This is a genomic window from Vibrio sp. Evd11 (genome assembly GCF_900382755.1).
In the GTDB taxonomy this organism is placed as follows: Bacteria; Pseudomonadota; Gammaproteobacteria; order Enterobacterales; family Vibrionaceae; genus Vibrio; species Vibrio lentus.
Genome location: NZ_OSDX01000037.1, coordinates 1 through 20159 on the forward strand (window position 1 = coordinate 1; position 20159 = coordinate 20159).

Here is a 20159-nt window from a genome sequence, read left to right on the forward strand (position 1 = left end):
TGTGATCGTCAAATCGATCATAATTTTGATTAAAAAACGCTCACGATCTCACCCTGGGGTTGGGTGGTGGTTGGAACGACAACCCAGTAACGGCGGCTGATATAGTGCAAACACGCAGCGTAATTGACACTGCACTGGAGGTGGGAATCAATCTGTTCGACCATGCTGACATTTATACTTTCAGCAAAGCTGAGCAAGCCTTTGGTCAAGCGTTACAGCAAGCTCCTGAATTACGTGATCAAATGTTCATTCAATCTAAGTGTGGTATTCGCTTTGAAGGTGAGGGGAACGTTGGCCGTTATGATTTCTCGGCAGATTGGGTAGGTCAATCGGTAGAAGGCATTCTGAATCGATTGAATACGGAAAAGCTCGACGTGTTACTTCTGCATCGTCCTGATCCGCTAATGGAGCTCGATGAATTGGCAAGAACGCTAGAGAACCTGAAAGCACAAGGTAAGGTCGACTTCTTTGGTGTGTCGAACATGAACAGTCACCAAATCCAGTATCTGCAATCTGCGTTAGGTCAGCCTATTGTCGCGAATCAAATTGAAATGAGCTTGGCAAAGCTTGATTGGTTGAATGATGGGGTAATGGTCAACTCTCAAGGTCACCATCAATCGGACTTCACGGCAGGCACACTAGAGCATTGCCAAATGAATGGGATTCAATTGCAAGCCTGGGGCTGCTTGGCGCAAGGTCGTTTTGCAGAGCAAGGTTTGTATTCAGAACATGAAAACGTGAAAAAGACAGCGCACTACGTGGCTCAGTTAGCAAATCAATATGGCGTTGAAAGTGAAGCGATTGTGCTGGCGTTTTTACTTCGTCACCCTGCAAGTATTCAGCCCGTTATTGGCACAACTAATCTACATCGAATCAAAGCCTCTGCAGCAGCGACGCAAATCACCTTAAGTTGCGAAGAGTGGTACAACTTATACGTGTATTCACGTGGTCAGGCATTGCCATAAGGGATGGATATGTTGAATCAAAAAATAGTACAACAACTCGTGTACAGTGCGCTCGATATTGCAGGGCATAACAACCAAGCAATTGCGGTGAGCGTGTGTGATACGCATGGTGAACTGCTTTCGTTTTCCCGAATGGATAACGTCAGCGTGCAAGCCGGTTTGTTAGCTCAAAACAAAGCCTATACCTCAGCACGAGATAGACAACCGAGTGGCAACTTAGGTGCATGGGCGAAAGCGACAGGTAAAGACTTAAGCTATTGGACAGACCCGAAAATCACTGGTTTTAAAGGTGGTGTACCTATTCAACATCAAGGGCAGGTGATTGGGGCGATTGGTATCAGTGGGTTGAGTGAAGACGACGATGAAGCATTAGCTGAGAAAGTAATTCAGCTGGTGCTTTAAGTTCTGCCGTTTACAAAGTCACTCTGATAAAAGACAGATAATAAAAAACCGATGCATTTGCATCGGTTATTTTGCTTACTTATACCAAGAGCTTTAATCGCTCTTCGATAAGGAAGTCGAATTAAGCGTTCGCTTGTTCCAACTCTTTTTGTTCTTTCTTACCCAGTATACGACTTGTAATCGTACCGGCTGTCATTGCACCTGATACGTTAAGCGCAGTACGTGCCATATCGATAAGTGGTTCGATAGAGATAAGCAGAGCTGCGATAGTCACTGGAAGACCCATAGCGGGCAGTACGATAAGCGCTGCGAAAGTTGCACCGCCACCCACACCCGCGATACCGAATGAGCTCACTGTAATAATAGCAATCAAAGACAGAATGAAGTTGATGTCCATTGGGTCGATGCCCACGGTTGGCGCAACCATGACGGCTAGCATTGCAGGGTAGATACCCGCGCAGCCGTTCTGGCCAATTGTCGCACCGAAAGTTGCAGACAAGTTAGCGATCGCTGGTGGCACGTTTAGTTTAGTAATTTGAGCTTCTACGTTCAGTGGAATCGTTGCTGCAGAACTGCGTGAGGTGAAAGCAAATGTCAGTACAGGCCAGATTTTTTGGAAGTATTCTTTTGGGTTTACGCCAACAAAAGAGACCAACACACCGTGAACAACAAACATCAGGATGATTGCGACGTAAGAAGCAACAATGAAACCCAGTAGGCTTAGGATGTCTGAAGCACTTGATGTTGCGACAACTTTCGCCATTAACGCAGCGATGCCGTATGGCGTTAGTGCCATAATCATCTTAACTAAGCGCATTACGATAGATTGAGCCGCTTCAACGAAAGTGCGAATTGGTGACTCTAGCTCTTCTTTTTCAGCCATTACTTTACGAGCAGCAATACCTGTAAGCACACCGAAGATAACCACCGCGATGATTGAAGTAGAGCGAGCACCGGTTAGATCTGCAAACGGGTTAGTTGGAATGAAGCTAACCAGCATTTGTGGAATCGTTAGGTCAGACACACTTCCCATGCGGCTTTCTAGTGTTGCAATACGAGCCGTTTCACGAGCACCTTCTGTTAAGCCTTCTGCCGAAAGACCGAATGCTTGAGCTACTGCAATACCCACAATCGCAGAGATCGCCGTTGTTGCCAGTAATACTGAAATAGTGATGCCAGAAATTTTGCCCAGTGAACCGCCTTTCTCAAGCTTCACCACGGCAGCAATCATTGAAACCAATACTAATGGCATGATCACCATTTTTAGTAGGCCAACATAGCCACTGCCAACAACATTTACCCAATCCAACGTTTCTTTGATGACCGGGTTGCCTTCGCCAAATAGCAGCTGTAAGCCTAGGCCGAATGCGCTACCAAAAACTAAACCTAATAGAACAAGGCGAGAAAGTGTGTTTTCTTTTTTCTGCTGTCCGTAGAGAAAAAATAGAATACCAATGAATACCGCTAAGGCAGCGATAGTTGGGAATGACATTTAATGTCCTTATGAATTACTTCAGATTGATGGGTGACCTAGATATATAGGCTTAAGTACTGTTAGCTAAGATAACGTTCTGTTACAAAACGTAAAATAAAGAAAAGTAATTGATTAGAACAATTAGTAATATCCACTCAATGGGATGAATGGATATCCAACATTTTGGTGAATAGATGAGCTTTTTAGCGATATTTTGCCAATAAATTGAGCATGTCACTTGACGAGTAAATTTCTACATTTTGGAAATTATTTTCGAATAATCGGAACAGCATGGCTTGTGCCACGTCTTTTGACTGAATAGGGCGCAGGTTTTTATATTTACCAATCATAAATGGTGACAACAGAGGGAAGAGACTTTGTAGGAGTTTTTCGTCGGCTCGTGGTTGAGCTCTTTCGCCAACAAGAGGGCCAGGACGAGCAATAAACAGCTGTTTGAAGCCGATACGCATCAAATTCTGTTCCATCTGACCTTTGCATTTTAGGTAATGAGAATAGGATGTTGGTGATGCACCATAGCTTGAAACCACAGCAAGTCTTTCTACTCCAATAAACTTCATCGACTGTGCCACTTGGCTGACCAATTCAACATCGACTTTACGTAATGCTTCTTTGGAACCCGCTTTTTTCTTGGTAGTACCTAGGCAGATAATACCTAAGTTGGGCGTCGCTTTGGTATCGTCCCAGCTTGTTACTTGTAGATCACTATGAATGAGCGTGTGGAGTTTGCTGGAGTTAAACTGAGAATCTAGTGCTCTTCGGGACAAAGCATAGATATGCTCGACCGCGGGCTCATCAATAAGCAAATCCAGAACGTGTGAACCTATCAGACCTGTTGCCCCTGCAACAATGACCGATGCTTTGTCTCCTGAAATACTCATAGCTATCCTTAACCCTTTGCAAGTGCTTGTTTAATATAAACAGTGTTTGAATTTTAAGCGAATAAAACTTTTGAACAACGAGTGGTCAGTTGCGTGGTTGATAGGTTGATAGGTTGATAGGATGGAAGTCTAACAATAAGTTAAAACGGGGCTGGTGGTCTAAAATCTAATGTTCAATATTAGTGTAGTGCCAGATATAACAAAGCCCGCTGGGCAACGGGCTTGTCATAATCATGTGAAGGATAGTGGGATTTTCTTCACTTTCTTACTTGCTTTTTTACTCGATTTAATTGGTTTCCTTTTGCTTTGGTTTGCGAACATTTCACCTCCTAAATCTTTGTTTTTTACTAAGTGAGGGGAGTCACTTTTTGTTACCGTCTTACTGAACTTGCTTTGTTGCTAACTTCTCGATGGAGAGAGACCGACAAGTTGCTTACTTAACTTATCAACGGAGAGGGTTTAATAAGTTGTTTTATATAGAGCATAAACGATGCCAAAACGTAACTTATTGATAAATCTATTACCAGTATTGTCGGTGTTTTAGGGTTCGTCAATTTGATTGTTAATTTGAGAAAAAAACAGTGGGATCTGTTTAAATTAAGAACACTCTCTACGGTTTCTGTTGATTAGGCATAGATACGGCATTGCTTAACACGTAAACTGAGTCGTAATTCACATAGACCAAGGACGTGCTATGAACCTCAAGCTTGATACTCTTGCTCCCACTCAGATTTATCACCTGATGACACAAACCGTTGTTCCTCGCCCTATTGCGTGGGCATTGACGGAATCTTCTGATCAAGAGTACAACCTAGCGCCTTTCTCTTATTTCACGCCTGTTTCCAGCAATCCGCCGCTACTGATGTTATCGGTTGGGAAGAAGCCATCGGGCGAAATCAAAGATACCACCCGTAATGCCCTTGAAACGGGTAAGCTGGTAATCCACATTGCTTCTTCAAGTTCTGCAGAAACAATGACGGCGACTGCAGCAACACTCGATCACGGTGATTCTGAAGTAACCGCTAATAATATTGAGCTGGTTGAATTTGAAGGCTTTTCTTTACCAAGAGTAAAAGAGTGCGCGGTCGCTTTTGGCTGCACCTTGTACGAAGTAAAAGAAGTTGGAGAGGTGCCACAAAGCCTCATCTTTGCTCAAGTCGAAACCGTGTACATCTCCGAAGATGTGATTGATAAAGAGAGTGAGCGTCTTAAGGTTGATGCGTTAGCACTTGATCCTTTGTCTCGATTGGGTGGCGGTGAATACGCGACGCTTTCCAATGTGTTCTCTGTCGCTCGCCCTAAGTAATAATCCCTAAGTAGCAGCCCCTAAATCAACGTACCTAAAATAAGCGTTTTAAAAACTATGTTAGAGACAAAATACTCACAGTCCATCCAACATCGCATCGACCAAAAAACCAAGCCACTCGGTGCGCTTGGCTTACTAGAAAAAGTCGCGCATCAATTGGCATTGATTCAGAGCCAAGGCAAAGAAGCTGCGGTGGAACACATCGAATTGCTGATGAAGGCGTGAGTATTGCCCCAAGTGCCGTCACACAGCAGATGGTGTTGAATTTCTTAAGCGGCGGCGCAGCGATTAATTGCTTTTGTGCGGTGAACAACATCGATATTACGGTGGTGGATACTGGGATTTTGTTGCCTGTTGAATCTGACAGCGACATGTTGATCTCTCAGCGCTTAGGTACGCGAACCAATAACTTTGCCAACGAAGCGGCAATGAGTTTAGAAACGGTTGAACGTGGGATTGAACTGGGTACAGAGCTTGTATCTAGAACCATTTCGAATGGCACCAATATCATCATGTTTGGTGAAATGGGCATCGGCAATACTAGCAGCGCTTCAGCGATTTTAAGTGCACTAGCAAACCGTACTGCCGTTGAATGTGTTGGCCTAGGCACTGGCATCAACAATGAACAGCTAGCACGTAAAGTGGCTGTGGTTGAGCAAGGTGTAGCTCGCTGCAAAGGCATAGATGCGAAAGAAGTTAAAGATATTAAAGAGGTACTAGCTCAGGTCGGCGGTTATGAAATCGTTCAAATGGTCGGTGCTTTCCTTGGCGCTTATCAAAACAAAACCCCTGTACTGGTCGATGGTTTTATCGTGTCGGTTGCGGCGTATGTCGCGACCTTAATTGAGCCGAACTGCCGTGATTATATGATCTTCGCTCATCGCTCAGAAGAGTCAGGCCATAAAATCCTACTAGAGTTACTAGACGCTGAGCCATTGCTCGATCTTGGATTGAGATTAGGCGAGGGCACAGGTGCTGCGTTAGCTATGCCAATTATTCGTGCGGCAGCCGAGTTCTATAACAACATGGCGAGCTTCGAAAGTGCAGGAGTCACTGTTTAATGAGTGATGCACCAAAAAGATCATTGAAAGATCGCTCTGCTTATCAATGGGATCTGTTTTCGTTGGCAATGGGCTTCTTTTCTCGTTTGCCAATGCCGAAGAACACTCCCTATTCAGAAGAGCGAATGAACCGTTCGGGTCGTTATTTCTCTACGGTCGGTTTGTTGCTTGGCGTATTGTGTGGCGGTCTGTTCTTACTGCTCGATGCGGTATTGCCGAGTACGATTGCGATCTTTTTGATGATGAGTTTCAGCTTAATGCTGACGGGTGCTTTCCATGAAGACGGCTTAACCGATATGGCCGATGGCATTGGTGGCGGTATGACATTGGAACGCCGCTTAACCATCATGAAAGACAGCCGAATCGGCACTTATGGCGCGTCTGCTCTGGTTATGGCTCTGCTGGGTAAGTGGGTTTTATTGAATGAACTCGTGAGCATGACTGGACTGTTTATGGTTATCGTCGCGAGTTATACCTTTAGCCGTGCGATTGCGGCTTCCCTTATCTACGACATGCCTTATGTCAGCGATTTGGACACCAGTAAAAGTAAGCCATTGGCCAACAAACAAACCAAGGGTGAGCTTGTCTTTTTGCTAATTATTGGTGTGCTGCCAAGCTTGTGGTTTGGTCTCGAGTTCGCTTTGGTTTTATCTGTCGTCGCCTATCTGTTCAGAACAGGTTTCAAAAAGTGGTTAACGGATCGAATTGGTGGCTTTACTGGCGACTGCTTGGGTGCGGCTCAACAGTTAATGGAGTTGCTGACTTACCTTGTATTCATAACTGCTTTTTACAATGGCTTTCTATAACGGCGTCCTATGACAAACACGAATCACACTATTCAAGCTAATCAAGCTAAGCAAGCAAGTCAGCGAAACAGCCATCTGGTATTGGGCGGAGCTCGTTCTGGTAAGTCTAGTTTTGCAGAGCGACAAGCATTATGTGCGTTTGAAGCATGTTCAAATGGACGCCTGCACTACATTGCGACCGCTACCTATCTAGACGATGAAATGCGTGAGCGAATCGCTCATCATAAAGCACGTCGAGGCGAACATTGGGTTGAGCATGAAGTGCCCGTCGAGTTAGCCGGAAAAATTCAGTCTTTTGATCAAGATGATGTGGTGCTGATCGACTGTCTAACATTGTGGTTGAACAACATCATCTTTGAACTGGGTGATGACGCAACCAATGAACAGGTTGAAGCCGTGGTTGAGGCTTTAGTGCAAAGCGTAGAGCAGAGCACAGCGCAAATTATCATGGTGTCTAACGAAGTCGGTTTAGGTGTGGTACCTCTGGGTAAAGTGTCGCGCTTATTTGTCGACAATGCGGGGCGAATGAACCAAGCGCTAGCTCGCGTTGTCGAACGAGTTACGTTGATAGCCGCAGGATTGCCACTGCACTTAAAACCATCTAATCAATCGCTTGATACTCAGGATTAGGTCGCACTCATGGTCAACGGAACAACCAAAAATATCTATCTACTGCGACATGGCAAGGTTGAAGGGAAAGCTGCACTGAATGGTTTATCTGACGTGTTGGTTAACCCAAACCTTCAACAGCGGATTTGTGATGCGTTGGCTCAGTACGATGTCGCTTTCGATGGAGTTATTACCTCACCATTAAGACGATGCAGTGACTTGGCAAACCTATATGTACAATGCATGTCGGTGCCTTTGTCTGTTGCACCAGATTTCCAAGAAATGAACTTTGGTGAAGTTGACGGAGTCGCATTTGATGAACTTGAAGACAAGTGGACGATGTTAGACACCTTCTGGCAAGATCCCGCAAACCATCAACTGACTGGCGCGGAAAGTTTACAGAGCTTCCATAACAGAGTAACTCAAGCTTGGTCGCAACTTTTGAATGATCCAAGTGACAATCTATTGCTGGTTACTCATGGTGGCGTAATTCGAATGTTATTAGCGCATTGCCTTGATATTGATTGGAAAAACCCGAGCTTGTACTCGAAGTTATCGATTGAGAATGCGTCGATAACCCATATTCAAGTCACTCAGTTCGCGCAGAGCTTTATCAGCGTTAAAGCGATAGGGCTGCCTGTTCTCTGAGTGTTCAAAAACACAGTTTAAGAATTAACAATCTACTAAAAATATTAAAAGTAATTAGAAATATAAAGCAGCGTTTACAGTCGCTCTACCAGATTGGTATTACTACCTACGTGAAAGGAATTTAGTCATGACAACTCCAAGTTGGGATTTAAGCATTGCTTATCGCGATCTTGATGATGCAAAAATCGAACAAGACATCGAACTGATTCAACAGTGTATTGAGCTGTTGTACCTGCATGTTGAAAAACGTCACATCATTCTGGCAATGCAAAACGCTATCCAGACCTCAGAAGCGGCAGGCACGTTACTTAGCACAATCAATACCTTTGCTAACTGTCACGCATCGGTCGACGCGACACACACAGAAGCAAAAGCACTGCTTGGCCGTGTAGCTAAGCTGAACTCTGAAATGTCTCAAGCATTCAGTCCTTATGAAGACACGTTAATTCACGCAGAACCTGAATTTGTGAATGCCGTATTAGAGCATGATAGTGCCGATGTAGCAGGGCAGCGCTTTGCTATTGAAAGCTCACGCAAACTATCGAGCAGCCGCCTTAGCGTTGCTGAAGAGCAGTTATTAGCTGCGATGAAGGTTGATGGGCGTGATGGATGGGGTCGTTTATACGATAACTTAACCGGTTCTTTGAAACTATCGCTAAAGCTAGACGGTGAAGACGAAGCCCTAGGTTTTTCACAAGCAGCGAGCTTGTTGTACGGCAGTGAATTCGACAAACAAGAACCGGCATGGCGCGCAGTCCAAGGCGCAATGAAGACGCACCAAGAGTCTTTTGCTTCAATTCTAAATGCGCTTGCGGGTTGGCGACTGACAGAGAACAAAAAGCGCTCGAAAATAAGCGACGTGCATTTCCTTGATCCAAGCCTACACGCCAGCCGCATCGTACCTGAAACGCTAGACACCATGATGTCGGTAGCAAAGGCAAATCGCGAAGTAGGCCAGAAAGCAGGTCTGTTAATGGCAAGAGTTCACGGGCTCGATGAAATGAAGCCTTGGAACCATTTAGCCGCGATGCCTCCGCTGGGTGACAGCGAATCTAAGGTTTACCCATTCGATGAAGCGATCGAAGTGATTAAAACCGCCTTCGCTGAAGTCAATACAGAGATGGCTGATTTTGTTGCATTAATGGTTGAGAACGGTTGGGTTGATGCCGCTCCAGCAGCCAACAAACGTCTAGGTGCGTACTGCACCAAGTTTGCTGCGACACGCACCCCGCTTGTGTTCATGACATGGAGTGGTAGCCGCTCAGACTTAATGACATTGGCGCACGAGCTAGGCCACGCGTTTCACAACTGGGTGATGAAAGATATGCCGTTGTGTCAAACACGCTACCCAATGACGCTAGCAGAAACCGCTTCGATCTTTGCTGAAAACATCGTCCGTGACCACTTGTTAAAACAAGCACAAACACGCAATGAGAAACTTGAAATGTTGTGGGAAGAGCTTTCTTCTTCACTCGCTTTGATGGTAAACATTCCAGTACGTTTCGAGTTTGAGAAAGCCTTCTACGAGCAGCGTGAAAAAGGTGAGCTAACGGTTCAGCAGCTGTGTGACTTGATGGAAACCACTTGGAAGGAGTGGTATGGCGATGCAATGACAGAAGCCGACTCTTACTTCTGGGCAAGCAAACTGCACTTCAGCATTTCTCAAGTGAGCTTCTACAACTACCCATACCTGTTCGGTTACCTGTTCAGTAAAGGTGTTTACGCTCAGCGCGATGCTAAGGGCGAACAATTCTACGGTGATTACGTTTCCTTGCTTCGTGATACGGGCAGCATGATGGCGGAAGAAGTCGTTCAAAAACACCTTGGTATGGATCTGACTCAAGCGGATTTTTGGCAACAAAGCATCGACATGGTCAAAGTTCAAATCGATGAATTTGAAAGATTGCTCGATCAGGAAGATTAATTGATCTCAATCTGTTCATGGTAGGTAAGAGCTGTGTTAGCTTACGCGGCTCTTATCTTGCTGATATAAACAGAGATAACCAAAAGTTGTTCTAAATAGGTAAAGTTATTTGGAACAGATGTCGGTTAGTAAAGTCGGCAGGTAATACAAAAATATATGGGTAGTATTTGTGAGTGATAACGGAGTTTCTATTGATAAGTGCGATCCTAGCAACACAATTTCTATGTACAATTTATTAACATACGGCCGTGCAATTAAGGAGTAGCGCATGACGAAGACCCTCTTTCGCCAATCATTTCTTTTTGACAGCCTAGATCTTGAGCAAGAAGTGGTTGCAGGACAGACCGTACTGAGTAACGGTGTTCAAATTAAGCTTCATCAACGCGGTGTATTGGAAGTGATTCCCGCAGAGTATAATTCTGAGACCAAGAACATCATCTTTTCAACAGGTGTTCATGGCGACGAAACTTCACCAATGGAGCTGATTGATAAGCTCATTGAGGATATTGAAACAGGCTTCCAAGTCGTGACAGCAAGATGTTTGTTCATCATTGCTCACCCAGAAGCGACCAATGCGCATACGCGTTTTCTTGATGTGAATATGAACCGTCTGTTTGATGAAAAACAGCACGAAAGCAATCGAGAAGTGGATATCGCGAAGAACTTGAAGCTCTTGGTTACTGAGTTTTACAAAGAAACGGAACCTGCCACTCGTTGGCATCTAGATCTGCACTGCGCAATCCGTTTATCTAAGCATTACTCGTTCGCGGTGAGCCCTAAGGTTCGTCACGAAGTACGTAATAAAGAGCTTTTCGATTTCATCAACAGTGCCCACGTTGAAGCTGTGTTGCTGTCGAATGCACCAACCAGCACTTTCAGTTGGTACAGCGCTGAAAACTTTGAAGCGCAAGCACTGACAATGGAATTGGGTCAGGTCGCAAAAATTGGTGAGAACCAACTTGATAAGCTCACTGCTTTTGATTTGGCAATGCGTAACTTGATTGCTGAAGCTGAGCCTGAGCATCTGCCTAAGCGAACTATCATGTATCGTGTGAGCCGCACTATTGTGCGTTTGCACGATGACTTTGATTTCATGTTCTCTGATTCGGTAGAGAACTTTACCGCGTTCAAGCACGGTGAAGTATTTGGTCATGATGGTGATAAGCCATTGATGGCGAAGAATGAAAACGAAGCCGTGGTATTCCCAAATCGCAACGTGGCCATTGGTCAACGAGCGGCCTTAATGGTGTGCGAAGTTGAAACACGATTCGACCACGGTCAGCTTGTGTACGATTAATACCTAGCTGGGTTTAAGCGACTAAAACAACCGCTCAACTGGTTGAAATATCAAGGTTCACATTACGGTGTGAGCCTTGAGTTTATTTAGGGATACAGGTAAGGTTACGCGAACAATTTCAAAGTAGCTTGATATGGATTTCCAACAACTTCTTCACCAAAAACAGCGCAAATGGACGCGAGCCATTTATCTGATGGCAGCACTGCTTGTCGCGCTGAGTGCAATTTACCTAATGGTTGGCGATCTCTTCATTTCCCCTCTGGGCACCTTGTCCACGTTAGAACAAAAACTACTGATTGATTTACGCTTACCTCGATTATTGGCGGCTATTGCCATCGGGGCAGGTTTAGCTGTATCTGGCGCAAGCTTACAAGTCTTATTGGGTAACGTATTGGCAGAGCCAGGTGTGCTTGGTATTTCTGGCGGTGCAAGCTTGGCGATGGTGGTTGTGCTGTTCTTCTTGCCGTTTGCTCCTACACCAGAACTCTTCATGGTCGCTGCCGTTTTAGGCTCACTCTGTTTTACCGTTATTCTGGTGAGCATGGTCAAAACGATGCGACTGACTACGGCCAAATTATTGCTAGTGGGTGTGGCGCTAGGTATTCTTTCTGGCGCGATGGTGACATGGGCTTTCTACTTTAGTGATGACCTCAGCCTTCGCCTATTGATGTACTGGCTGATGGGCAGCTTAGGTGGCGTGACTTGGTATCAACACTCGCTAACGTTAGTGATGATCCCTGTGATTATCTGGCTGTGCTTACAGGGCAGTAAACTAGATAAACTGATGATAGGTGAAACACACGCTGCGCAACTGGGCGTGAATGTGCCTAAATTGCGTTGGCGGTTAATCTTTGCTGTATCTATTTTAGTCGGCTGCGCAGTCGCATTGGGCGGCGTAATCAGCTTTGTTGGTTTGGTTGTGCCACACTTACTGCGTCTAGCGATTGGTACGGATAACAAATACCTGCTTCCTTTGTCTGCTGTTGCAGGTGCTGCTTTGTTGGTGTTTGCTGATATTTGTGCGCGTACTTTACTCGATTCTGCAGAATTGCCTTTGGGTGTGATGACCACCAGTATCGGTGCGCCTATCTTCATTTGGATGTTAATTAAAAATCATGATTCAAATTAAGAGCCTGAGCGTCGTTGCTCGTTTATTACCGCTATCATTTGAACTCAAGCAAGGACAGGTGACTCATGTTATTGGCCCCAATGGCAGCGGTAAAAGTACCTTACTCGAAGCGATATCTGGCATTGGTGATGGTTACAAAGGCGATATAAAGATCGATGATCAGGATTTGTCAGAACTGTCGCTGCAAGACCTATCATTGCATCGTGCTTACTTGTGCCAAAGTGCAAGACCCGCTTTCAATTTGGAAGTGTTCCAATACCTTGCGTTGTCATTGCCAAGCTCCTCACAGGGACTCAATGCTGAAATCAACGCAGCTTTGGAAGAAATAAGCCAGATGCTAAACATAGCAGACAAGCTTCATCGTTCCATTCAAACCTTGTCTGGTGGTGAATGGCAGCGCGTTCGTTTGGCAGGAATGTGCCTGCAAATTTGGCCGACGCTTAATCCTTACGCAAAGCTGCTGATCCTCGATGAACCTGCGGCGCCATTGGATATTGCTCAAGAAGCTTTGCTCTACAAACTGATTGAACGAGTGGCAGATAAGGGCATCGCAGTAATAATGGCAAACCACGATCTTAACCGGACCTTAAGACATGCAGACCAAGTGTTGCTGCTCGACAAAGGCGTACTTCAAGCATCAGGTAGTGCAGAACAAGTTCTTACGCCTGAACAGCTAGAGTCTGTGTTTAACACTGAAGTTAAAAGTATCTCAGTCGATAATCAAACTTATCTATTGTTTGGTTAAGCCTTTATCGTTTGGGTAAGACGGTTGAATCTTAGGATTGGAAAGCTCGGCAGTTATCGGGCTAACATCATCTCATATTCAACCATCATATCTGGCATCCCTAAGCGTTGAACATAACGTAACGTGCCTGTCGCTGGTTTTACTTCAACATCGCCTAAAAACTCTTCCCAGACATGAGCAATGCCTTCGAATTGTGCAGAGTTTACTTCGTTGGTAAATGTCCAATCTGTCCTGACAATGTCGTTAATACTAAAGCCAGCTTCTTCTATGAATGACTTCATTTGGTCTAAAATCAATCGTGTTTGAGCTACAGGATCATCAGGGTGTTGAGTAATAAAGTCCGGGTTACAGTCAGCATGTCCTGTGACAAAGAAAACTTCGCTGAATTCACTTAGTTTCAGCCCCCAACTAAACGCGTTGATCATATCGGGTAGGTTCTTATTACGAAAAGCTTGTTTAATGGCCATTTTATATCCTCTTTCCTTGATAGTGTTTACAGCGAAACTTCCAATACGATTTTGCCACGAGCACGTTTCGACTGGCTTAACTCGTGTGCTTGAGCGGCTTTAGATAGTGGGAACACCTTATGGATGTTCACTTTAACTACGCCATCATCAATTAAAGCGGCAATACGTTGTAGATCTCTGGCATTGGGTGAAACCCACCAACGTTGAAAGTTTACGCCTAGTTGCAGTGGTAATACGCTTTCAATGTCATCTAACAGTGAGACTACGTTGCCACCTTTTCGTACCACTTCGAGTGAGCGTTCCACGATGCCATCACCTCCTACAGCGACGAGTACAGCATCTAACTCATCAACCAGATCTTCAAAGCGTTGAGTTTGATAATCAATGAATTGATCGATCCCTAAAGCCGTTAAGTAGGCTTTGTTGCTGGCTGATGCTGTTCCGATAACATAAGCGCCGAGTGATTTCGCTATTTGAACTGCAAAGCTACCAACACCTCCGGATGCATTGTGAATAAGGACACGTTGACCTGCTTTGAGTTGGCAGCCTTCAACAAGTGCTTGCCATGCTGTTGTTGCGGCCAATGGCACAGCTGCTGCGGTCACGATGTCGAGAGACTTGGGCGCACTTGCTACTAAATCACTATCGACAGCTAGGTATTCGGCGTAGGCGCCTTGTTCAGAAATGGGCGCATATACATAGACCTGCTCCCCAAGTTTAAGGTTGCTTACATTGCTGCCTTTTTCGACAACTTGACCTGCTGCATCCCAGCCAACAATGAGTGGCATTTCATGTTGACCAGTAGCCTCTAAGAATCCCTCTCTTACCATCCAGTCGACAGGGTTTACCCCCGCGCCTTGTACTTTGATCAGCACTTGATTTGGTGTGATAGTGGGTTTGGCTATATCGCCGAAGGTTAGGTTCTGCGCACTTCCATACTCTTCTAAATACACGGCTTTCATCGTATTTCCTTATAAGTGAGTCATCTGATTTGTTTTTCTAACAGCGAGTTAATCTGCTTGTCGAACTCACTTTGCCCAACTTGATACTTATCGTCTAATTGATGATTGGTATAATATACATTGATTAATATGATGAGTTTATCGATACTCATTCATCTAACTCCTCGTGTAATTAGGCAAGTAAGATGGCGAATGTCGATCTGAATTTAATGGTTATTTTTGATGCGATTATGCAGGAAAGCTCGATTACTGTGGCTGCAGACCGATTGTCGATGACGCAACCGTCGGTATCGAACGCCGTCTCTCGAATGCGTCACGCTTGGCAAGATCCTTTATTCGTGAAACAAGGAAGGGGGATTCGCCCAACCCCTTACGCCGTCGAGTTGTGGAAAACGATTGGTGAGCCGTTAGAATCAATACGGATTGCAACTGAGCGTGATGAGTTTAATCCTGCGACGTTAAAGCGCACGTTTAGAATCGCGACCACAGATTGGATGGCAGATCTGTTTTGGTTGCCGTTAAAGCAACGAATAGAGTTAGAAGCGCCTGACGTTAATATTCACGCCGTACCTTACAACGTCAATGGAGAAAAGTTATTGCTCAGTGCCGATGTCGATATGGTTTTGGATTATTTCGAAGGCAACTCAGCTCAAGTTCAAACTCAACATCTGTTTGATAATCACTTTGTGTGCGCAATGCGTGCCGATCACCCGTTAGCCAGTGAAGAGCTATCGCTAAGTGCGTTTGCTAGTGCTGATCATTTGTTGCTCTCGTTATCAGGTGAAGCGACGGGCGGGGTAGACATGCTACTAGGACAGAAGGGGATGAAGCGGCGCATCGCCATGACGGTGAACCACTGTTACTCCATACCTAAGTTGTTAATCAATACTGACATGATCACGACGATTCCATTACCGATAATATCGGAGAGCGTGAGCAAGGGAGAACTGGTGATTAAGAAAACGCCATTCACCATGCAGCCGGGGCCCATTTCGATGTCTTGGCATGTGCGCCATCAACGTGATCAAGGTACGCTATGGTTACGTCAGAAAGTACTTAGTGTTCTGAATCATGGTTTACCTAAAAATTTACTTATTGATCCGTTTCAATGAGAAGCGGTGCAAAGAGTATTCGTCTCGAAACTGCCTTTTTGCATTGTTAATCAGTATATTACTGACGTTATATATTGAGCATCGTCATAAAGAGTGACATTCTAAGTGTTGCTCAAATCTGAACAACATTTGATGTGATATTTGTAAATTGAAAGAGGAACTAGAGTGTTTAGATATATTCAACGACGAAGAATCAAAAAGGTGATTAAGTTACTGTCTGCAAAGATGGTACAGAGTTACGGAAGCCGTGACTTTTTCTCGATCGGTCAAGTCGAAACGAGTTCTCGTGAATTGAGTAAACGCCAACAGCAAATCGCATTGGCTTTATTTGCTGATCCACAAGATTTAGATGTTGAATTGGTTCCCATTATCCAGCTGTTACGTAATGATGTGTCTAATGACTTCTTCGGCGGCGAGAATTACACCGCGCGCGATGTGCTCAATCTTTTGGGTGGCGGCGGCTGGAAGGGAGGTCGTATGGACGATGACATGTCACATCGCTTTGGTATGAACAGCCGTTATTAAGCTTCTGAGGCAATAAACTAGTAAGCAATTTTATTCCTCTCCTGATCTAATCGAACCCGCTATTTATGATGACTCGTCAAAATCGTTATTTTGACGAGAAACTCGACTCTTTCCGTTTTCATCCAATCTTTTCTAAACCAGCCTATGCCTTTTCCATTCATAAAACTATTCAAATAGTTAATGCTCTGTCTCATTAAATTTTGAATAAACCTCATATTTTTCAGATGTATGAACTGGCTTTTTTACCTTATCAGCTTTGCTGAGTATCAATCAGTCTTATTGATTAAATAATCCCGTCTTCATAAACCATGCTCAAATCGACTGATATGCATTCTCTTTATTAATGTTCGAGCTAAATAACTATATTCAAGCCAAGTAACCCGTTAATAGCGAATCGCAATATCAGATCAATCCACAATATTGGATAGGTCGACGGGCCAAATTATTGAGGTCTGTTAATTGGAATAATGAAGTCTTTAAATGGAAAAGTTATGAGAATAAGAATACAGAAAACGGCTCTAGCGATTGCGTTGTCTACCGTTTGTGGTGGTGCTATGGCACATGGTTTTGTGTCACTAAATGATGAAGGCAACATAATAAGTCGTGTCGCTCTGTGTCACCTAGAAGATTCTGAAGGTCAGCCTAAGAACATGGACTGCAGCAACATACAGTACGAACCACAAAGTGTGGAAGGTGATGACGGTTTCCCTGAAGGCGGGCCTGATGATGGTTACATTGCTAGTGCTGAGATATCAATTGCAAGAAATCTAGATGAACAAACTTCAGAGCGCTGGCAGAAACGCCCAATAGAAGCGGGTTCCCAAGAGTTTGAGTGGACATTTAAGGCTAACCACGTTGCAGCTGGTTTCAAGTATTACATCACGAAAGATGGATGGGACCAAAACTCACCACTGACACGTGCTGCATTCAACCTTACACCTTTCTGTGAAGTTGATGGTCATGGAGAGATGACACAAGATACGGCTACTCACACTTGTAACGTACCAGAGAGCGAAGGCTATCATGTGATTCTGGCGGTTTGGGATGTTGGTGATACAGATAAGGCTTTCTATAACGCGATTGATGTTGTGTTTGATGGCGATGACTCTCAATTACCGGGCTGGGGAAATGCAGGCCAGATAATTCCGACCATGAATTTGAAAGAGGGTGATGCGGTATACACACGTGTCTTTGATGGTTCTGGCGAAAACGCTGCACTAAGTACTCGTCTCGAGATTACTGACAGTGAAGCTGGCCAATCAAAGAACTGGTCAAAGGCATTAGCGACCAAAGTTAATCAGGAGCATGACGATATTAAGTCTGGTGTATGGAGTGAAAGCGGGTTCGATCCAATTTATGGTGTGAACCCGATATACGTCAATAAAGACAGCGGTATCCAGCGCGTAGAAATAGGCTACGATGTTGAAGTACCGGAACCAGAAACCTCACTCACGGTTGAAGGGTTAGAGCCTGAATACGTAATTGGTGAAGAAGCAACAGTTCTAGACCTAACACTGGTGGCCGAAGGTGATGTTAAAGCTGAGTTGACGGTGTACAACCATAGCCGAGAGTCATTAGCGCACTGGAGTGGTGAAGTAGAAGATGATTCGTCAGAACCTGTAGCGCTGCCTTTATCCAAATCAGAAGCTGGTCACCACATGTTAGTCGTGAGTGTGAAAAACAGCGAAGGCAAGTTGGTAGGGCAACAGACGTTGAACTTCCATTTGGTTGAAGCTGGCACACCACCGCCTGAACATGATTATGTGTATCCAGAAGGTTTTGGTAGTTACGTTGATGGAGACATCGTCCTATTTGAAGGCGAAGGTATTTATCAATGCTTTGGCTCATGGGCTGAACAGTGTAATGAAGAAGCGTATCTTCCGGGTGTTGCTGAAGATCCTAATTGGGTTGAACAACAATGGAAAAAATTGGATTAAGATTTCATTAGTCGACTAGGCTCGGTTCTCTATTCGATACACAAACTTCCAAGCGGCTTAATCATTCAGCCGCTTTTTTATTCACTTTGAATATTGTTTCTCCAATCAAGACGGAATACTGAGATCCAATAATTCGAAGCAACATCATCTATCTACAACGCTTTTGTTTGAGTTGTGTGACTCTGATTCCTATCAATATAAAACCCGCTGTCATTGATAAAATTGACGTATATATTTTTCGTTGTTCTTCAATTAAAAACTATAAGCCTTCGAACTGCAATTTAGGTTGGTAAGTGACCAATTGATGTTGTGTGCAGGGTAAAATAATAGAGAGTGTGAAAGTGAAAACAGCAAATAATAATATTCTAAAAATAGCAGTGGGGATGGCTATGCTATCCAGCGTGCCATCAGTGGCAAACGCTCATGGCTGGTCTGAATTTCCAAGTGCACGTCAGAACACGTGTTACGAGCAAGGCGGAGTTTGGTCAGGTACGCCACCAAATGCGGCATGTGCTCAAGCAAAAGATATTTCAGGGTCATATCCGTTCGTTCAACGTAATGAATATGCGAAAAATATCCAAGATTTCAACAACATCAATGCTGTGAAAGCTGCGATTCCAGACGGCACTTTGTGTTATGCCAATGATTCGCAAAAGCGTGGTATGGGCGCACCTCATACAGGTTGGACTCGCACCGAGCTAAGCACTGGTACATTTGAATATGTATTCAACGCGACTGCACCACACAACCCGTCATTCTGGGAGTTCTATCTAACAAAACCAAACGCAGACCTGAGTAAAGGCCTAGCGTGGGGTGATTTAGATCTTATCCAAGAAGTTGGGAATGTTCCTGTAAGTGGTGGCAAATACCGTATCAACGTAACGATTCCTTCAGACCGCTCTGGCGACGCAATCTTATACGTACGTTGGCAACGTGACGATGCAGCAGGAGAAGGCTTCTACAACTGTTCAGACATCACAATCGCGGGTGGTACAACTCCTCCACCAGAGCCGGGTCCTGAGCCTGATCTAGTCCGTGGCGACCTGTTTGTTTCTGACCAGTTTGGTACGCCAGAAATTGGTGATACGGTTAAATACGACATCATCAACAAGTACGGTGAAGTAGCGCGTAGCTTCGACATCGTTATCGACGCTTCAAACGTTAACGATTGGGCTCGTTTGTTGGCTTCAGAAATTAACGGCTGGCATGAAGAGTTCAAAGATGGCGCGATCTTCATTGGTGACTGGCACGCTGAAATGCAGCACTACATGTATTTCCAAAACGATCCTTCACGTAACTTCTTCAACTCAAAGGATAGTCGTGCTTCTGGTCAGTTAACGTTGATTGATGGTGGCGACGGTGGTGTGGAACCATTGAAAGGCGACATCTACGAGCTAGTGAATAGTGACAACGTAGTGAATGCTGGCGACAAAGTTGTAATTGCAACAAGTGAAGCGGCGACATTAACTCAAACTCAAGGTTCTGCTGTAAGCATCCAAAATAACGGTACTGCGTCAGTTGTCGTAGATACGACTGGTATTGTAGCTAATGAAACCTTGTCATTCATGGCTAGTTCTATTGAAAGTGATAGTGTTGAAACCTTCACGTTCGAAGTGATTGTCGATGACGGTGGTGTAACACCAGACCCAGATCCAACGCCGGATCCTGATCCGACTCCAGACCCAGACAATGGCACGTGGGACTTATCAGCGACTTACCTTGGTGGCGAAGTCGTGACTTACTCGAACCAGTCATGGAAAGCGCAATGGTGGGTTCAAGGTGGTACAAACCCTAAGGCGACCTACGAGAATGACAAGTGGGGCGTTTGGCGTCCAGCGAACTAGTCGGTTAGTTAATCTAAACTAAGTAACTAGTAACTAGTAACTAAGGC

At 44.7% G+C, this 20159-nt stretch carries 17 protein-coding genes and 2 pseudogenes; 15 read left to right on the forward strand and 4 right to left on the reverse strand.

The features are described from left to right. Positions 1 to 53 precede the first annotated feature (53 nt). Together ED652_RS15370 and ED652_RS15375 are read left to right on the forward strand one after the other, a co-directional pair. Positions 54 to 965: pseudogene (locus tag ED652_RS15370) on the forward strand (aldo/keto reductase family oxidoreductase); the annotation flags it as partial. Positions 966 to 974: 9 nt separating this feature from the next. Further along, positions 975 to 1367 (forward strand): heme-binding protein, encoded by a 393-nt coding sequence (locus ED652_RS15375; protein WP_122055390.1) that lies wholly within the window; start codon positions 975 to 977, stop codon positions 1365 to 1367. 121 nt (positions 1368 to 1488) lie between these two features. On the opposite strand, the gene ED652_RS15380 is transcribed toward ED652_RS15375, so the two are convergent. Together ED652_RS15380 and ED652_RS15385 are read right to left on the reverse strand one after the other, a co-directional pair. Beyond that, positions 1489 to 2859 (reverse strand): L-cystine transporter, encoded by a 1371-nt coding sequence (locus ED652_RS15380; RefSeq protein ID WP_065103637.1) that lies wholly within the window; start codon positions 2857 to 2859, stop codon positions 1489 to 1491. A 185-nt stretch (positions 2860 to 3044) separates the two neighbouring features. Beyond that, complete coding sequence (locus tag ED652_RS15385) at positions 3045 to 3740, reverse strand: NAD-dependent epimerase/dehydratase family protein (RefSeq protein WP_102310937.1); 696 nt, start codon at positions 3738 to 3740, stop codon at positions 3045 to 3047. A gap of 694 nt (positions 3741 to 4434) precedes the next feature. On the opposite strand from ED652_RS15385, the gene ED652_RS15390 reads away from it, so the two are divergent. From ED652_RS15390 to btuD, 9 genes and pseudogenes are all read left to right on the forward strand, one after another. Next, entirely contained in the window at positions 4435 to 5046 is a 612-nt protein-coding gene (locus tag ED652_RS15390) for a flavin reductase family protein (protein ID WP_108161513.1), read from the forward strand. 57 nt (positions 5047 to 5103) lie between these two features. Continuing rightward, positions 5104 to 6107, forward strand: a pseudogene (gene cobT / locus ED652_RS15395) (nicotinate-nucleotide--dimethylbenzimidazole phosphoribosyltransferase). Next, the gene (locus ED652_RS15400) at positions 6107 to 6913 is read left to right on the forward strand and encodes an adenosylcobinamide-GDP ribazoletransferase (protein WP_122055391.1); all 807 of its coding nucleotides are present in this window, start codon (positions 6107 to 6109) and stop codon (positions 6911 to 6913) included. Before cobT ends, ED652_RS15400 begins: the two are co-directional and overlap by 1 nt. A 9-nt stretch (positions 6914 to 6922) precedes the next feature. Then, on the forward strand, positions 6923 to 7543 hold the full coding sequence (gene cobU / locus ED652_RS15405) for a bifunctional adenosylcobinamide kinase/adenosylcobinamide-phosphate guanylyltransferase (protein WP_122055392.1): 621 nt from the start codon (positions 6923 to 6925) through the stop codon (positions 7541 to 7543). A 9-nt stretch (positions 7544 to 7552) separates the two neighbouring features. Beyond that, positions 7553 to 8170, forward strand: coding sequence for a histidine phosphatase family protein (locus ED652_RS15410; RefSeq protein ID WP_122055393.1), 618 nt, complete (start codon positions 7553 to 7555; stop codon positions 8168 to 8170). Positions 8171 to 8297: 127 nt separating this feature from the next. Beyond that, on the forward strand, positions 8298 to 10094 hold the full coding sequence (locus tag ED652_RS15415) for a M3 family oligoendopeptidase (RefSeq protein WP_122055394.1): 1797 nt from the start codon (positions 8298 to 8300) through the stop codon (positions 10092 to 10094). Positions 10095 to 10362: 268 nt separating this feature from the next. Further along, complete coding sequence (locus ED652_RS15420) at positions 10363 to 11391, forward strand: succinylglutamate desuccinylase (RefSeq protein ID WP_122055395.1); 1029 nt, start codon at positions 10363 to 10365, stop codon at positions 11389 to 11391. Between the two features lie 133 nt (positions 11392 to 11524). Beyond that, positions 11525 to 12520: a vitamin B12 ABC transporter permease BtuC gene (gene btuC, locus ED652_RS15425; protein ID WP_122055396.1), complete on the forward strand. Its 996-nt coding sequence runs from the start codon at positions 11525 to 11527 to the stop codon at positions 12518 to 12520. Then, positions 12507 to 13265 (forward strand): vitamin B12 ABC transporter ATP-binding protein BtuD, encoded by a 759-nt coding sequence (gene btuD / locus ED652_RS15430; RefSeq protein WP_122055397.1) that lies wholly within the window; start codon positions 12507 to 12509, stop codon positions 13263 to 13265. Before btuC ends, btuD begins: the two co-directional genes overlap by 14 nt. Before the next feature lie 53 nt (positions 13266 to 13318). On the opposite strand, the gene ED652_RS15435 is transcribed toward btuD, so the two are convergent. Then, the gene (locus ED652_RS15435) at positions 13319 to 13732 is read right to left on the reverse strand and encodes a RidA family protein (RefSeq protein WP_122055398.1); all 414 of its coding nucleotides are present in this window, start codon (positions 13730 to 13732) and stop codon (positions 13319 to 13321) included. A 26-nt stretch (positions 13733 to 13758) separates the two neighbouring features. Then, positions 13759 to 14694, reverse strand: coding sequence for an NADP-dependent oxidoreductase (locus ED652_RS15440; RefSeq protein WP_122055399.1), 936 nt, complete (start codon positions 14692 to 14694; stop codon positions 13759 to 13761). Between the two features lie 185 nt (positions 14695 to 14879). Here ED652_RS15440 and ED652_RS15445 point away from each other — a divergent pair, with 185 nt between their 5' ends. The 4 genes from ED652_RS15445 to ED652_RS15460 all read left to right on the forward strand — a co-directional run bounded on the left by ED652_RS15445 (position 14880) and on the right by ED652_RS15460 (position 20112). After that, a complete protein-coding gene (locus tag ED652_RS15445) occupies positions 14880 to 15806 on the forward strand; it encodes a LysR family transcriptional regulator (protein ID WP_122055400.1) in 927 nt (308 codons plus the stop codon). Positions 15807 to 15971: 165 nt separating this feature from the next. Next, complete coding sequence (locus tag ED652_RS15450) at positions 15972 to 16331, forward strand: DUF6559 family protein (RefSeq protein ID WP_099166875.1); 360 nt, start codon at positions 15972 to 15974, stop codon at positions 16329 to 16331. Between the two features lie 491 nt (positions 16332 to 16822). After that, positions 16823 to 18268, forward strand: a complete 1446-nt coding sequence (gbpA, locus tag ED652_RS15455) for an N-acetylglucosamine-binding protein GbpA (protein WP_122055401.1) — start codon at positions 16823 to 16825, stop codon at positions 18266 to 18268. Between the two features lie 383 nt (positions 18269 to 18651). Continuing rightward, the gene (locus tag ED652_RS15460; RefSeq protein WP_122055402.1) at positions 18652 to 20112 is read left to right on the forward strand and encodes a lytic polysaccharide monooxygenase; all 1461 of its coding nucleotides are present in this window, start codon (positions 18652 to 18654) and stop codon (positions 20110 to 20112) included. Positions 20113 to 20159 lie beyond the last annotated feature (47 nt).

Coding starts and splice junctions, on each gene's coding strand:
- ED652_RS15375 (WP_122055390.1), top strand. CDS start 975: ATGTTGAATCAAAAAATAGTACAACAACTCGTGTACAGTGCGCTCGAT.
- ED652_RS15380 (WP_065103637.1), bottom strand. CDS start 2,859: ATGTCATTCCCAACTATCGCTGCCTTAGCGGTATTCATTGGTATTCTA.
- ED652_RS15385 (WP_102310937.1), bottom strand. CDS start 3,740: ATGAGTATTTCAGGAGACAAAGCATCGGTCATTGTTGCAGGGGCAACA.
- ED652_RS15390 (WP_108161513.1), top strand. CDS start 4,435: ATGAACCTCAAGCTTGATACTCTTGCTCCCACTCAGATTTATCACCTG.
- ED652_RS15400 (WP_122055391.1), top strand. CDS start 6,107: ATGAGTGATGCACCAAAAAGATCATTGAAAGATCGCTCTGCTTATCAA.
- cobU (WP_122055392.1), top strand. CDS start 6,923: ATGACAAACACGAATCACACTATTCAAGCTAATCAAGCTAAGCAAGCA.
- ED652_RS15410 (WP_122055393.1), top strand. CDS start 7,553: ATGGTCAACGGAACAACCAAAAATATCTATCTACTGCGACATGGCAAG.
- ED652_RS15415 (WP_122055394.1), top strand. CDS start 8,298: ATGACAACTCCAAGTTGGGATTTAAGCATTGCTTATCGCGATCTTGAT.
- ED652_RS15420 (WP_122055395.1), top strand. CDS start 10,363: ATGACGAAGACCCTCTTTCGCCAATCATTTCTTTTTGACAGCCTAGAT.
- btuC (WP_122055396.1), top strand. CDS start 11,525: ATGGATTTCCAACAACTTCTTCACCAAAAACAGCGCAAATGGACGCGA.
- btuD (WP_122055397.1), top strand. CDS start 12,507: ATGATTCAAATTAAGAGCCTGAGCGTCGTTGCTCGTTTATTACCGCTA.
- ED652_RS15435 (WP_122055398.1), bottom strand. CDS start 13,732: ATGGCCATTAAACAAGCTTTTCGTAATAAGAACCTACCCGATATGATC.
- ED652_RS15440 (WP_122055399.1), bottom strand. CDS start 14,694: ATGAAAGCCGTGTATTTAGAAGAGTATGGAAGTGCGCAGAACCTAACC.
- ED652_RS15445 (WP_122055400.1), top strand. CDS start 14,880: ATGGCGAATGTCGATCTGAATTTAATGGTTATTTTTGATGCGATTATG.
- gbpA (WP_122055401.1), top strand. CDS start 16,823: ATGAGAATAAGAATACAGAAAACGGCTCTAGCGATTGCGTTGTCTACC.
- ED652_RS15460 (WP_122055402.1), top strand. CDS start 18,652: ATGGCTATGCTATCCAGCGTGCCATCAGTGGCAAACGCTCATGGCTGG.